Genomic DNA, 14,258 nt, shown 5'->3' with positions numbered 1-14,258 from the left:
AAAGCTGACCCCAATGCTTATTTTTCCTTTAACTTACTTCCTTTAAATGGGCGAGCGGCTGGGCGTCGGTAGCGTGGCAGCAAATTGCGTAATGATCGCTTGGGGCGATAAGGCAATCGAGGCATTGAAGGCCTCCTCTTCACTGGGCGGTTCCAGGTCGGCCAGTTGACTGGCTAACATGGTATCGCCTTTGAAGAAGTGTCCAGCCCGGGTTTCAAGCCGTTCAAGCAGTAGCTCCCGGCTGCCCTCTAAATAGAGAATCTGCAGCGCTGGGTCGCCTTGCCGCAGCCGATCACGGTAGCGCTGTTTTAATCCGGAGCAGGCAATCACCAGTGACTCCCCCCTTGCCCGATACTCGGCAAACAGCGCCGCCAAGGTGTCCAACCACTCACTCCGATCATCGTCGTTGAGCGGCTTGCCACTGGCCATTTTGGCCACGTTGGCGGGTGAGTGATAGTCATCACCATCGATAAACGTGGCACCCAGAGTCAACGCCAACTGGTGACCAATGTGCGACTTTCCGGAGCCGGACACGCCCATCACCAAAATACGATGCGAGTGGGTCTTCACTGCGGCTCTCCTATTCATTACCAAGAACCTTAATTGCCGCGCACGGCGGTAAGATCAGGCAGCCAAGTCACGATGCCAGGGAAAGCGATCAGAATTACCAGCACGACTAAGAGCGCCACATAGTAAGGCAGCATGGCTTTGACTAACGACTCCATGGAGACTTTACCCACACCACAACCTACGTAAAGGCAGGTACCTACCGGCGGGGTTAGCAGCCCAATGCCCAATACAAACGCCATCAGTACGCCAAAGTAAGCGGCATCAACACCTACCGAAGTCACGATCGGTGCCAGCATGGGCGCCATGATGACCATGGCCGGCGTTAAGTCCATTACGAAACCTACCAACAGCAGCAAAGTCGCCACAATCAGCAGCAGCATAAACGGATCTTGAGTGATCGCTTGCACTTGGCTGACCAGGGTTTGTGGCACCATATTGATGGTAAGGAACCAAGCAATAACCGTCGCAAACGCTAGCAGCATCATCACCATGCCGGTCAAACGAGCAGTGCGAATCAGCATACCGCCGAGCTCTTTGATCTTGAACTCACGGTAAACCACCAGAAATAGCCAGCGCATAAAGCAGCGCCGCCACGGCCGCTTCGGTGGCGGTAAATACGCCGCCAATAATACCGCCAATCACGATGACCGGCAGAACAAGTGCAAGCCAAGCATCTTTGAAGGCTTTCCAGAGACGATCCCAGCGGAACTGCTGCACGCCGCCGCCATCCTTTTTGGCAAGAATATAGGTGGTCACCATCAGCGCAAAGCCAATCAACAGCCCTGGAATGATACCGGCTATAAACAGGCGGCTAATCGAGGTTTCAGTGACGATGCCGTACAGAATCAGCGGGATGGAGGGCGGAATAATAATTCCGATCACCGACGACACGGTATTGATTGCGGTAGCATTAGCTGCGGTGTAGCCCTGCTCTTTCATAGAGGGAATCATCATCGCACCAGTAGCGGCCGTATCGGCCACCGCTGACCCACTGATGCCGCCAAAGAACATCGAACCGGTAATGGCAACCTGCCCTAGCCCGCCGCGCATAAAGCCGACCATAGCGCCAGCCAGTTCCATCAAGCGACGAGCAATACCGCCATTACTCATCACCTCACCGACTAAAATAAAGAACGGAATGGCGAGCAGCGGAAAGCTGTTCACCCCACGAATCGACTGCTCGATCATAATCGACAGCGGAATATCTGAGAGTACCGCCATGACCAGCGCCGCCACGCCTAAACCAAAGGCAATGGGCAGCCCAATAACGATAGAGACCAATAAAATGGCCAGGAAAATCCATAGCATGATTAGCGCTCCCGCTCAGAGTGGCGAATAACGTTAAGGCTGACCCACATTCGCCACACCGCTACCACCGCAATAAAGATGACACACAGCACCAGAGAAAGGCTGATAAAACTCAATGGCACATCCATAATCGCTGAGCGCCCGCTTGAACGCGACAGCACTTGGTAGCCACCCCAAATCATTACCACCATTAGGCCGGTAATAATTAGGTGCTGCAGTAAATAGAGCATGTGTGCCAAGCGCAGCGGCAAGCGCCGTACTAAGGCATCAACGGCAATGTGCTCGTAACGGGAAAACGCCGCAGCGGCCCCGATAAACACCAGCCATATAAACAGCATGCGCGCCAGCTCATCGGCCCAGGGCAGTGAGTAATTAAACAGCGCGCGCCCTACCACGTTGCAAGAAACGGACACAATCAACGCCACTAAAATAACGCCGATAAGATACTCCATACCTAAGGTTAGCCAGCGGAACAGTGCAGGGCCTTGGCGGGTATCGGTATCGATTTCCAGCAACTTGCGATTGGGGTCATCCAGATACACCGATGGATCTTCAATCGGCGTGGGGGTATTTGGGGGTGTAGAGGAGAGTGACATAGGAGCTCCAGAAGCACTGACACGTTGGGCAGGCTCGATGGCCTGCCCAACGGTGCGCTAAACGTAAGGTTTAGTTGCTGCCTCTCTTCAACGATCTTTTGAATGTCGGCGATCAGGTCTTCGCCAATACGCGGCGCCCACTCTTCATAAACCGGTTGAACGGCATCTTGGAACGCGGCTAACTGCTCGTCGTCCAGGCGAGTAATTTCCATTCCTCGCTCTGCTAGCTGATCCCGAGACCAGTCATCATACTCAGCAGACAGCTGAATTTCATATTCAGCGGACTGGCGAGCGGCTTCCAGCACCAACTCTTGATACTCAGGCGCCATGCGATCCCAAGTACGCTCGGAAAGCATCATGATAAAGGGAGTATAGACGTGGCGTGTTTCAGTGCCATAGTCCTGCACTTCGTTGAAGTTAGAGGTCAGGATGGTGCTCCAGGGGTTTTCCTGACCATCAACCACGCCCTGTTCCATGGCGGAGAACAGCTCACCAAAGGCCATTGGCGTGGGGTTGGCACCTAAGGCTTCCCAAATCGCTAGGTGTACCGGGTTTTCCATGGTACGAACGCTTAAACCGCGCACATCTAGACCTGCAACGTCATCAGGACTAGCCACCGATCGAGCGCTGTTCGAAAGCTGACGATAGCCATTTTCAGAGAAAGCGAGTGCTTTCAGACCGGTGCCTTCAAAGGCGTCCAGCATGTCCTGGGCAACATCGCTCTGCATGACCGCTACAGCGGCTTCACGACTAGGTAGCAGGAAGGGCAGATCAAAAGCGGCCAGTTCTTCAACGTAACCCGTGGTGGCTGAGCTCGACGGATAGGTCATATCCAGCGTACCGGTTTGTAGCATCTCCATCATTTGAACGTCGTCGCCTAACTGACTGTTAGGGAAAACGTTAACAGTGATGCGGCCGTCGGTGCGCTGCTCCAGAATCTCACCAAAGTATTGGCTGGATAGGTACTGCGGAGAGCTTTCCGCCAGGCCGATACCCATGCGCAAAGTATGCGAGCCGTGGTCGCCGACTACCTCGCCTTCAATTTCAGGCGGATCAGAGAGCTCCGGGCTTTGGGCATGGGCCATACCAAATGTCAGGGTGGTCGCGCCGACTAAGGTCAGCGTGTTGCGCCAAATAGAGGTCATAGCGTTGTCTCCAAATACTCATTGTTGTTAATGACTGGGTTGTTAATAGCTGAGTCGTTAATAGCGATGTTGTTAATGGCCGATTCAATGAACGGCAATTTGTTACCGGTAACATTGAGTATGCGAAGGCTAGCTACCTGCCTTGTGCGTGTCAAAACAAAACTGCCAACTTACGACCAACGTCTAGGGATAGCCACTAACTGCTTCCCGCGCTACATTAGGCGATGTATTTCGGATCGGAACCATACTTGTGCAACCATCTTGTAGCGAATTAGAGCTCGATCACCAACTTTGCTTTGCGCTCTATTCAACCTCGTTGATGATGACCAAAGTTTATAAACCCTTGCTCAAAAAGCTGGGGCTTACTTACCCGCAATACCTAGCCATGCTAGTGCTGTGGCAAAACGATGGCATCACGGTAGGCACAATGAGTAAGCGCCTACTAACCGATCCTGGCTCACTGACGCCACTGCTCAAGCGCCTTGAAGCCGATCAATTGTTGAATCGCAAACGCAGCCACGAAGACGAACGCGTGGTCGAGCTTTATCTCACTGAAAAAGGCAAAGCGTTGCGCGAACAGGCGTGCCATATTCCAAGCTGTGTGGTGCATGCCAGCGAGCAATCGATCGAGGCGCTGACCACGCTGAAAGAGGACTTAGTGCGGCTGCGTGATAGCCTGCAAAAGAACCAATAGCCTTCGCTTTCTAGCGCAGGGCATAGAGATTTATTTACCATTTATATTGCGCGCAAAATAAAGCTGCGCTAAGTTAATAGCGCAGATTCATAATGAAAACACCGACAGGAGATACAGAATGACGACCACTATTGAAAACGTTGTTTATCGTGCCCACGCCACTGCTACTGGCGGCCGTGAAGGCCAGGCCAAATCGTCCGATGGCGCGCTGGATGTTAAACTCAGCACGCCCAAAGAGCTGGGCGGCGCAGGCGGTGATGGCACCAATCCTGAGCAGCTATTTGCTGCTGGCTACTCGGCCTGCTTTTTAGGTGCGCTTAAGCATGTCGCTGGCCAGGAGAAAGTAAAGCTTCCTCAGGATACGAAAATTGATGGCCACGTAGGTATCGGCGCCATTCCTACCGGCTTTGGCATCGAAGTCGAGCTAAAAATCAGTCTGCCCGGCCTTGAGCAAGACGTTGCCCAGCAGTTGGTCGAGAAAGCCCATGTTGTCTGCCCCTACTCCAATGCCACCCGTGGCAATATTAATGTCACCCTGACACTGGTCTAAGCGTCGTTACCTAGATTAATCATTTAGTGCCCACGCCACCGCTCTCTGGGCATGCAGAGCGGTGGTGTCGTAAAGGGGTACCTTGGTATCACGCTGGCCCACCAGCATGGCGATTTCAGTACAGCCTAAAATCACCGCCTGGGCGCCATGAGCATGCAGGGAGTCAATGATTGCCAAGTAGCGCTGCCGCGATACATCTTCTATACGGCCCTGGCAGAGTTCATCAAAGATCACCCGATGAATAGTGTCGCGCTCAGACTGATCGGGCACCACGACTTCAATACCGAACTGCTTTTCTAAGCGGCCAATATAAAAGTCCTGCTCCATGGTAAAGCGCGTACCCAATAGGCCAACGCGAGTGATTCCGTCGGCGGTGAGCTGTTCAGCCGTGGCATCGGCAATATGCAGCAGCGGAATAGTCACTGCCTGCTCAATAGCGGGCGCCACTTTATGCATGGTGTTGGTGGCAATCAGCAGGCATTCGGCACCCGCGCGCTCGACGCTTTGGGCAGCGCTGGCCAGCAATTCACCAGCAGCGTGCCAATCGCCCTGCTGCTGGCGCTTCAATTTCGGCAAAATCGACGCTAACCATCACGATCTTAGCCGAATGGAAGCCACCTAGCGCTGCTTTTACGCCCTCATTTAAGGCTCGGTAGTAGCCTTGGGTAGATTCCCAACTCATACCGCCTAGCACACCAATAACACGCATCCGCCACCTCTTTGAGAAAATGCACTACTTTATTATCAGGCTAAGCACTAGCTAACCCTTGTAGCCGCTTTGTCACCGATAGAATATTTATAGCGAGGAAACTAATGAGCGACAACACCTATACTCCCCCGAGCGTTTGGAAGTGGGAACCTGGCAACGGCGGTAAATTTGCCAATATCAATCGCCCAATCGCAGGCCCTACCCATGACAAGGCGCTGCCGGTAGGCAAACACCCGCTTCAGCTCTACTCCCTTGCCACACCCAACGGTGTCAAAGTCACCGTGATGCTGGAAGAGCTGCTGGAGAAAGGCGTAGCAGGCGCCGAGTACGACGCTTATCTGATTCAAATTGGCGAAGGCGGTCAGTTCAGCAGCGGCTTTGTCGAGGTGAACCCCAACTCCAAAATTCCCGCACTGATGGATCACTCTACCAATCCCCCCCAGCGGGTGTTTGAGTCTGGCGCAATCCTACTCTATTTGGCTGAAAAATTTGGCGAGTTCTTACCCAGCGACCCGGCGAAACGCACCGAGTGTCTCTCCTGGCTGTTCTGGCAAATGGGCAGCGCACCGATGTTAGGCGGTGGCTTTGGCCACTTTTACGCTTACGCACCGGAAAAGTATCAGTACCCGATTGACCGCTACACCATGGAAGTAAAACGCCAGCTTGATGTGCTTGACCGCCACTTGGCGGAAAACCGCTTTATGGCAGGTGATGAGTACACCATTGCCGATATGGCGATTCACCCTTGGTATGGCGCACTAGTGAAAAATCGCGTTTACGAAGCGGCTGAATTCTTGGAAGCCCATACCTACAAGAACGTTCTGCGCTGGACAGAAGAGATTGATGAACGTCCCGCCGTTAAACGTGGCCGTATGGTCAACCGCTCTTTTGGCGAGCCGCACGAGCAGTTGCATGAACGTCATGATGCCAGCGACTTTGAGCTTCGCACACAAGATAAGCTGGCTGATAGCGAGTAATTAGTCACCCAAAAAAGGGCCTACGCTTGAACTCTCAGCGTAGGCCCCGGTGCAGCATCAATACTCCAAGCCGAGTTCTGTTTAACGAGAAAAACTAAACTGACTCAATCCGCGAGTTATTCAACGCGTAATTCCAAACTCGATAGAAGTAGAAAATATACCCTAAACCAAAGGTGACCAGCGAAATCAACATCCATAGGATGATATGGCCGATATTGCTGAACAGGTTGATATCGCAAACCATTTTTCGCTCGACGCCAGTGCTGGCATCAACTAGCGATGTGCGATTGATGACAAACCGCGCAAACGAATAGGGAAAGAAAAATAACGCTATGCCAAACGTGATAATACTCAACACCACCCAGACAAGTAGATGGCCAATGATATCTAAAATGGAGAGGTCTGCTTTGATCTTCACAGGTTGCCCTTAGTATGCGTGGAAAGCGGCAGAGAGTAACACCGCAAGCCCCAACCGTGAATTATAAATTAATATAAATTAGGGAAGCTGTCGTTTACTCTCCCACCACTCGGCATAGGAACTGTTATGGGGCGCCAAACCGCCTTCATCGGGGGCGTCATCATCCCACCATACCGGGCCACGCTCTCCGAGGGCTTCTTTGGCGTTCTGCACCATGTTGCGGGCTTGGCGAAGCGCATCTTCATCGTCTTGCTGCTGGGCTGTCCTAACCGCCCGGCGGGCTTTCATCAATGCTTTGATATGGGTTCGCTTTTCGTCTTCATCTAAGCGCGGGTCAGTGCAGCGCCAAAGCCGATTTTTGGCGACAAAATAGCGTCCATCGGGAGTGTGAGGATACTTGTTAGCCATAAGCAATACTCCTTTCCCGTTGGGCGCTTCTACTCACCTCATTTCACCTAACCGTTTAGAAGCGCTTAGATAGCGTGATAGAGCCGAATTTATCCTGCTCTTCCTGGCCGTCAAATTCACGTGAGCGCTGAACTGCCGCGTAAGTGACTTGCCAATCTTCCCAGGCCAGCGCCAGCCCTGCTGATACGTCGCCTACCCACTCTTTGCGATCAACCGAGTGGCTATTTCTAAACGTATTGCCGTCAAGCGTCAGGTTTTGCGCCATGTAGTAACCGTCTACGCTGGCAAACAGGTACCACTGCCACCCCTCTTTACCGGTCATGTGGTAGCGGCTACCAGGGCTTGGCGTTAGCGTAGGAATGCTAGGCGCCTCATCACCCCAGCGAACGCTATACCCGGCGCTTGCATAGGTGTAAAGGTTGCCCAAAGCGGCGCTAACGCTGGGGCCATGGGCAAACTGCTTACCCATCAAAGGGGAGCTATACCACCACTGGCGACGCATGGCGACGTTGACGATGGCTTCATCGCCAAGCTGGTTATCCCAACCGCTGGGGCGGTCGCTTTCGGTGATGCGGTGCACTTCGCGTTGAATGCTATCGGCAAGCGACGAAGGCCCTACCAAACCAATATCCAGGTGCAGGTCAGTCGCTTGGCGCCAATTGCCCATGGGCACGTCTTCGTAAAGTGAGATACCGCCGTAAACAATCCCGGCGTAGGGGCGATCATCTTCAATCAGTCCACGCTGCTCAATATTGTTTGGCGTATAAATCTGATGCACCAAACGAAAAGCTGCCATATCAGCGCTGCCAATAAGGCTATCGGGTAAAGCGGTGGCCAAGCGTTGCGTCCAGCTTTGTGCTTCAGGCTGAAACGTCCAATTAATCTCAAAGCCACTGGTAAAGTGGCCATCATCGCTGCTGGCCATGCCATCATTTGCGTGCTTAATCGAGAGGACACTATCGTCGGCTTGTGCCAGCGTTGACAGCAGGGTTACTACAGCCACTAGCGGTAGCAGCTGCCATCGTAGAGGGGGGTATCTTTCATTGCTCGTTCCTTGAGATTGTCCTGGGGAGTGTTTTTTTGGGGCTGTTTTTTGAGGCCACTTTTGAAGAACATCAACAAACATTGTTGATTGTATGTAATTGTGCAAAAAGATAGCAAGCATACTTTTACTGTCTTCTACAGAAAAGAGCTAAGTCACTAACATCAAAGGGTGGCTCGTAGGCCACCCCTTCTGCTGTCATTTGTTTAGATTTATTAGCGTAGTCGACTAGACGAAAGTTGGTAGGCTAATGACTTAGTTGAATCACTATCTGTCGCGCAGCAGCCACTGCGGAGTGATTTCATGTTGGCCGTTTTCATCGGTAATAAACAGCGATCCTTCGCTGATCATTACTGCCCAGTTAATCGCCCGAGGCAGGTCTTTAGCGATAATCGCTAGGGCCTCTTGTGGCAGCCCCGCCACATGCACATTTTTCAGTGATGCCACGCTGGGCAACACTTTACTCTCCCATTGATCTATCCGGCCGTAAGCAAGTAGCGACACGCGCTCTGCCCTACGTGAGCACCAGGTAATCCGCTCGGCATCGGGCAAACCCACTTCGATCCAGTGCAGTAGGCGACCGTCTAGGCTTTTCTCCCACAGTGCCGGTTCGTCTACATCGGAAAGCCCACGCCCGAAGGCCAGCGTCTCGCTGTACCACAACACATAAGCAAGCAAGCGCGCGGTCATGCGCTCTTCGGTCTCTGACGGATGGCGAGCCACGGTAAAGCGCAGCGTTTCATACACCCCGCGATCCAGATCGGTCAGATTGATATCAACTTTGTAGGGCGTTGCGCTAAGAGCCATGGAAATGTCCAAACGAAATTTGCGTCAGTGTACCCGATGGTGGGTGTCTCTGGTGAATAGTCCGACAGGTTAAGCTTTGCGGTGATCGGCCGTTACGCTGCCGTTTTTCAGCGTATCGGCCTCGTGCATGGGCTCATGCCATGGCTCTTCGAGCGCGGCTTGATACCACGCTTGCATTGCTGGCAGCGCTAGCAAGCGCTCGACATATGCCTGGGATTTTTCATGAATCGGCAGGTTGAATGTCTGCACGCGAAACGCCACAGGCGCATAAAACGCATCTACTGCTGAGAAGTGCTCACCCGCTAAAAACGGCCCGCCAAAGCGCTCAATCCCCTGCTGCCATAGCGCATCCAAGCGTGCCACATCGGCCTTAAGATTGGCCGATAAGCTATTCAATTCCACCCGCATACCGCAGTTCATTGGACACTCGTCGCGCAGGGCGCTAAAGCCGCTGTGCATCTCGGCTGTGGCTGAGCGCGCCCAGGCGCGGGCGGTTTTATCACTCGGCCAAACATTAGCGTGCTGCTCGGCCAGATACTCGATAATCGCCAGGGAGTCCCACACCGCCAGCTCGCCTTCATCCGTCACATCCACCAAGCAGGGCACCAAACCTGAAGGTGAGAAGCGAATGAAGGTGGCATGGCTTGCACCCAAACCACCCTCGAACGGCATCAGGTATTCGTTAAACGGAATCTCCAGCGCTTTCATCAGCACCCAAGGGCGCAGCGACCAAGAAGAGTAATTCTTGTTGGCAATATAGAGATCAAACATGCAGCGCTCCTTATGTGGGAAATCGAATTAGCCGATCAATTAGGCAGCCACCTTAACGTGCTGCCTGAGCCAGTGTATTACCGCCTAATCCCATTAATACGCCACCGCCAATGCGCTGTATGAGCTGGGAGGAGCCATGGGATTTTTTTAGCCACTCACGCAACGGGCTGGCCAGCAGCACCACAACAACATCCGCTGATGAGAACAGCACATTAGTGGCGATACCTAACCAGAGCAGTTGCCACGCTACCGGCATAGCGCTCTCGGGCTGCACAAATTGAGGCAGAAACGCGACAAAGAAAAGCGCGGTTTTAGGGTTGAGCACCTCCACCAAAAAACTGTCGCGAAGCACGCGTTTAGTGGTTGCCAGCGGCACCTCATCATTATGGGCACGAATGCCCTGCTGCCATAGCCTCAGCCCCATCCAGAGTAAATAAAGCCCACCGATGATTTTCATGGCGATATAAGCAGGCGGAATCGCTGCAAACAGCAGCGCCAAGCCCAATGCGGCCGCCACCACATGAACGTAGCAGCCCATATGCACACCCATGACCGCTAACCATCCTGCTCGTCGGCCGCGCCCCAGGGTTTGCGCTGCGGTATACAGCATTGCAGGCCCAGGGAGATAGGCGAAACCCAGCGCGGCGAGGATGAATGCGGCCCATTGCATATTGGCGATTCTCTTGAAGGTAATGGTTAGGTTTCGAGAATAAAACGGGGGTGACGTAAGCGCCACCCCCTAAATAAGTAAAGCTGGAATGAGGCGTGGTTTAGAAGTTAGGTTTACGCTTTTCAACAAAGGCTGACATGCCCTCTTTCTGCTCGTCACCGGCAAAGCAGAAGGCGAACAAGCTGGTTTCCAGTGCCAGTGCACTATCCAGATCCTGATCCATTCCATCGTGAACGGCCTGCTTGGCACCACGCACTGATTGCGGGCCGTTGCCTTTGAGTTGCTTGGTAAGCTCCTCAGCGTAGCTTTCCAGCTCCGCTTGCGGCATCACGCGATTGACTAGGCCGATACGCAGCGCCTCTTGGGCATCGATTTTGCGCCCGGTAGTCACCAGGTCAATCGCCATGGCAGGGCCAACGCGACGTGGTAGGCGCTGGGTGCCGCCAAAGCCGGGGATGACGCCCAGCAGTACTTCAGGCTGGCCGAATACAGCGTTGTCACTGGCTACGGCCCAGTCGCAGGCCAGCGCCAATTCGCAGCCGCCGCCAAGGCAAAACCCGTTCACCAGCGCGACCACCGGCACGGGGAGAGTCTCTAGGCGTTTAATAGTACGCAGCGCTTGGCTGGCGAAAGCTCGCGCTTCTTCGGGCGTTTTTTCACGCATTTCAGTGATATCAGCACCCGCGACGAAAGACTTCTCGCCCGCACCGGTAATCAGCACGGCGCGCAGGTTCGGGTGAGCCTCAAGCTCTACTAAGTGCGCTTCCAGTGCGGCAAGCACTTCGCTGTTTAACGCATTCAGTGCTTTGGGACGATTGATGGTCAGACGCACCATCCCATCGTTATCAACCTTCTCGATGACTGCTTCGCTCATGGCGGGCTCCTTATTTGATTTGTTATGGAATATTAAAGTGAACACCACTCAACCCTAGCGAACGCTTGGTTGAGTGGCAATCACTTCTTTACGCCGCACTCTTCCCTTCAGTACAAGCTAATCGTAAGAGTAGAAGCCGCGCCCACTTTTACGGCCTAGGTAGCCCGCTGCGACCATGCGCTTAAGCAGTGGGCAAGGACGGTATTTGGGGTCGCCAAAGCCCTCTTGAAGCACGTCCATAATCGCCAGGCAGACATCCAGCCCAATTAAATCCGCCAGCGCCAGCGGCCCCATGGGGTGAGCCGCGCCTAGTTTCATGGCGTTATCAATCGCTTCGGGGGTCGCGGTGCCCTCCTGAACAATAAACGCCGCTTCGTTGATCATCGGTACCAGCAGGCGATTCACTGCAAAGCCCGGCGCGTCACCTATCGGTACAGCGGTTTTCCCCAGCGCCTTAGCGAGGGTTTCAACCTCGGCTACGGTAGCGTCTGAGGTTTGCTCGGCGCGAATCACCTCCACCAACTTGAGCACTGGCACCGGGTTAAAGAAGTGCATACCCACTACGCGCTCGGGGTGTTCGCATACTGCAGCCAGCCGGGTGAGCGACAGCGATGAGGTGTTGGAGGCTAAGATAGCCGTGCTGCTCATTTGGCTAAGATCGCGAAACAATTTCTCTTTTAGTTCAGGCTGTTCGGGGGCGGCCTCGATAATAATTGCGCAGTCGCTTAGGGCATTGAGTGTGGTAGTGGTAGAGAGACGGGCTAGAGCGGCGCTTTTATCCGCCTCGCTGATTTTCTCTTTCGCCACCAGCTTTGCCATGCCTTTTTCGATGTTCGTTTTGGCACGGCCAAGCTGCTCTTCGGCCACATCGTAAAGGTGCACCTGAAAACCACTGGCAGCCACTACTTGGGCAATTCCCTGCCCCATAGTGCCAGCCCCTACAACGCCAATTTGTTGATCACTCATGCACGCTCTCCACTATCTATTATCACTACTATCTATTATTACCACTGGGGGGGTATCAATGCTGCTTGGCTTCTTCGCGCAATACGAATTTCTGAATCTTGCCCGTTGAGGTTTTCGGGAGTTCGCTGAAAATGACCGTTTTGGGGACTTTGTAGCTCGCCAAATGTTCGCGGCAGTGGGCGATAATGTCAGCTTCGGTGACTTCGCCGTAACCGACTTTGAGCTTCACAAAGGCACAGGGCGTTTCACCCCACTTCTCGTCGGGCTTAGCGACCACCGCGGCCTCTTCAACGGCGGGATGGCCATAAATAGCGTCCTCCACCTCGATGGTGGAGATATTTTCACCGCCAGAAATAATAATGTCCTTGGAGCGGTCTTTAATCTCGATATAGCCATCCGGATGCCAAACCGCCAGGTCGCCGGTGTGGTACCAGCCGCCCTCCAGCGCCTGCTCGGTGGCTTCCGGGTTCTTTAAATAGCCCTTCATGACGTTGTTGCCACGCATCAGTATCTCACCCATGGTTTGGCCATCCTTGGGCACTGGCTCCATGGTGAGCGGATCAGCCACGCACAGCGCTTCGAGCATGTGGTAGCGCACCCCCTGGCGGGCTTTAATTTTGGCTCGTGCTTCCAGCGGCAATTCATCCCACGCTTCCCGCCAGGCGCAGACGGTTACCGGCCCGTAGACTTCCGTCAGGCCATAAACGTGGGTTACCTCAATGCCCAGCTTCTCCACCCCGGCGATCACCGAGGCAGGCGGCGCGGCACCGGCGGTGGTGACTTTGACCGGATGATCGAACTGATGCTTATCTTCCGCAGGCAGGTTCACGAGGCCATTAAGAATAATCGGCGCCCCGCTGAAGTGGGTGACCTTCTCTTCGGCAATGAGCTGCATGATCTTTTTAGGATCGACGCGGCGCAGACACACGTTTACCCCGGCGTTGGCGGCAATCGTCCATGGGAAGCACCAGCCGTTGCAGTGGAACATCGGCAGCGTCCACAGGTAGATCGGGTGGTGGGGCATCGCCCACTCCATGATATTGCTCACCGCATTGAGGTAAGCGCCGCGGTGGTGGTAGACCACGCCCTTGGGCTTGCCGGTGGTGCCAGAGGTATAGTTGAGCGAGATCGCATCCCACTCATCGGCAGGAAGCTGGTAGGCAAAGTCAGCGTCGCCCTCTTGAAGCAGCGCTTCGTACTCCACTTCCCCAATGCTCGGGGTCTCGCCAAGAAACTCCACATCGGCCACATCGATGATAAGCGGCTTGTGGGGTAGCTTGGCTACGGCTTGCTGGATGACCTCGGCAAACTCGGGGTCAACCAGAATGGCTTTCGCCTCGCCATGTTCCAGCATATAGCTGATCGCCTCAGCATCCAGGCGAATATTCAGCGTATTAAGCACGCAGCCGGCCAGCGGCACGCCAAAGTGTGCTTCAAACATGGCGGGGATATTGGGCAGCATCGCCGCCACTGTCTGGCCCGGCTGAATGCCCCGCTTTTCGAGCGCAGAGGCAAGCTGGCGGCAGCGCGCCCAGGTTTCGCTCCAGGTGCGTCGCGTACTGCCATGTACCACCGCTGGGTAGTCGGGATAGATCGACGCCGAGCGCTCAATAAAGGTCAGCGGTGAAAGCGGCACGTGGTTGGCAACGGTTTTGGGCAAGCCTTGCTCAAAGATAGCGGTCATGGTCGGCTCCTGACTTTTGTTGATGTTTTTGAAAGCGTTCGTTTTAAGAGTTTGTTTAAAATGGTTGTT

General features: G+C 54.0%; 14 protein-coding genes and 3 pseudogenes. 3 read left to right on the top strand and 14 right to left on the bottom strand.

All coding sequences use genetic code 11. The features are described from left to right. Window positions 1-42: 42 nt before the first annotated feature. From FDY98_RS06215 to FDY98_RS06200, 4 genes and pseudogenes are all read right to left on the bottom strand, one after another. On the bottom strand, window positions 43-570 hold the full coding sequence (locus FDY98_RS06215; RefSeq protein ID WP_035538563.1) for a gluconokinase: 528 nt from the start codon (window positions 568-570) through the stop codon (window positions 43-45). Between the two features lie 29 nt (window positions 571-599). Next, a pseudogene (locus tag FDY98_RS06210) lies at window positions 600-1,878 on the bottom strand (TRAP transporter large permease). A 2-nt stretch (window positions 1,879-1,880) separates the two neighbouring features. Next, complete coding sequence (locus tag FDY98_RS06205) at window positions 1,881-2,474, bottom strand: TRAP transporter small permease (RefSeq protein ID WP_009287267.1); 594 nt, start codon at window positions 2,472-2,474, stop codon at window positions 1,881-1,883. 83 nt (window positions 2,475-2,557) lie between these two features. Next, a pseudogene (locus tag FDY98_RS06200) lies at window positions 2,558-3,619 on the bottom strand (TRAP transporter substrate-binding protein); the annotation flags it as partial. A gap of 250 nt (window positions 3,620-3,869) precedes the next feature. Here FDY98_RS06200 and FDY98_RS06195 point away from each other — a divergent pair. Together FDY98_RS06195 and FDY98_RS06190 are read left to right on the top strand one after the other, a co-directional pair. Further along, window positions 3,870-4,313 (top strand): MarR family winged helix-turn-helix transcriptional regulator, encoded by a 444-nt coding sequence (locus FDY98_RS06195; RefSeq protein WP_022520513.1) that lies wholly within the window; start codon window positions 3,870-3,872, stop codon window positions 4,311-4,313. A gap of 118 nt (window positions 4,314-4,431) precedes the next feature. Next, entirely contained in the window at window positions 4,432-4,863 is a 432-nt protein-coding gene (locus tag FDY98_RS06190; protein ID WP_022520514.1) for an organic hydroperoxide resistance protein, read from the top strand. A 15-nt stretch (window positions 4,864-4,878) separates the two neighbouring features. Here the strand turns inward: FDY98_RS06190 and FDY98_RS06185 are convergent. Next, window positions 4,879-5,572, bottom strand: a pseudogene (locus FDY98_RS06185) (aspartate/glutamate racemase family protein). Between the two features lie 104 nt (window positions 5,573-5,676). Here FDY98_RS06185 and yghU point away from each other — a divergent pair. After that, on the top strand, window positions 5,677-6,549 hold the full coding sequence (gene yghU / locus FDY98_RS06180; protein ID WP_027959787.1) for a glutathione-dependent disulfide-bond oxidoreductase: 873 nt from the start codon (window positions 5,677-5,679) through the stop codon (window positions 6,547-6,549). Between the two features lie 94 nt (window positions 6,550-6,643). On the opposite strand, the gene FDY98_RS06175 is transcribed toward yghU, so the two are convergent. From FDY98_RS06175 to FDY98_RS06135, 9 genes are all read right to left on the bottom strand, one after another. Further along, entirely contained in the window at window positions 6,644-6,967 is a 324-nt protein-coding gene (locus FDY98_RS06175; protein ID WP_022520517.1) for a DUF6693 family protein, read from the bottom strand. A gap of 78 nt (window positions 6,968-7,045) precedes the next feature. Then, complete coding sequence (locus FDY98_RS06170; RefSeq protein WP_027959788.1) at window positions 7,046-7,375, bottom strand: hypothetical protein; 330 nt, start codon at window positions 7,373-7,375, stop codon at window positions 7,046-7,048. A gap of 55 nt (window positions 7,376-7,430) precedes the next feature. Next, window positions 7,431-8,378, bottom strand: coding sequence for a lipid A deacylase LpxR family protein (locus FDY98_RS06165; RefSeq protein ID WP_340146791.1), 948 nt, complete (start codon window positions 8,376-8,378; stop codon window positions 7,431-7,433). A 306-nt stretch (window positions 8,379-8,684) separates the two neighbouring features. After that, window positions 8,685-9,224, bottom strand: coding sequence for a YaeQ family protein (locus tag FDY98_RS06160; RefSeq protein ID WP_027959790.1), 540 nt, complete (start codon window positions 9,222-9,224; stop codon window positions 8,685-8,687). A gap of 69 nt (window positions 9,225-9,293) precedes the next feature. Then, on the bottom strand, window positions 9,294-9,995 hold the full coding sequence (locus FDY98_RS06155) for a glutathione S-transferase family protein (protein WP_027959791.1): 702 nt from the start codon (window positions 9,993-9,995) through the stop codon (window positions 9,294-9,296). A 52-nt stretch (window positions 9,996-10,047) separates the two neighbouring features. Continuing rightward, window positions 10,048-10,665, bottom strand: coding sequence for a LysE family translocator (locus FDY98_RS06150; protein ID WP_027959792.1), 618 nt, complete (start codon window positions 10,663-10,665; stop codon window positions 10,048-10,050). Window positions 10,666-10,765: 100 nt separating this feature from the next. Beyond that, window positions 10,766-11,539, bottom strand: coding sequence for an enoyl-CoA hydratase-related protein (locus tag FDY98_RS06145; RefSeq protein WP_027959793.1), 774 nt, complete (start codon window positions 11,537-11,539; stop codon window positions 10,766-10,768). Window positions 11,540-11,656: 117 nt separating this feature from the next. Continuing rightward, window positions 11,657-12,505 (bottom strand): 3-hydroxybutyryl-CoA dehydrogenase, encoded by an 849-nt coding sequence (locus tag FDY98_RS06140; protein WP_027959794.1) that lies wholly within the window; start codon window positions 12,503-12,505, stop codon window positions 11,657-11,659. Between the two features lie 55 nt (window positions 12,506-12,560). Continuing rightward, the gene (locus FDY98_RS06135; protein WP_027959795.1) at window positions 12,561-14,189 is read right to left on the bottom strand and encodes an acyl-CoA synthetase; all 1,629 of its coding nucleotides are present in this window, start codon (window positions 14,187-14,189) and stop codon (window positions 12,561-12,563) included. Window positions 14,190-14,258: the final 69 nt, after the last annotated feature.

It is taken from the genome of Halomonas sp. PA16-9 (assembly GCF_009728585.1).
GTDB classification, from domain to species: domain Bacteria; phylum Pseudomonadota; class Gammaproteobacteria; order Pseudomonadales; family Halomonadaceae; genus Vreelandella; species Vreelandella titanicae.
This window is presented reverse-complemented; position numbering and strand designations above follow the sequence as displayed.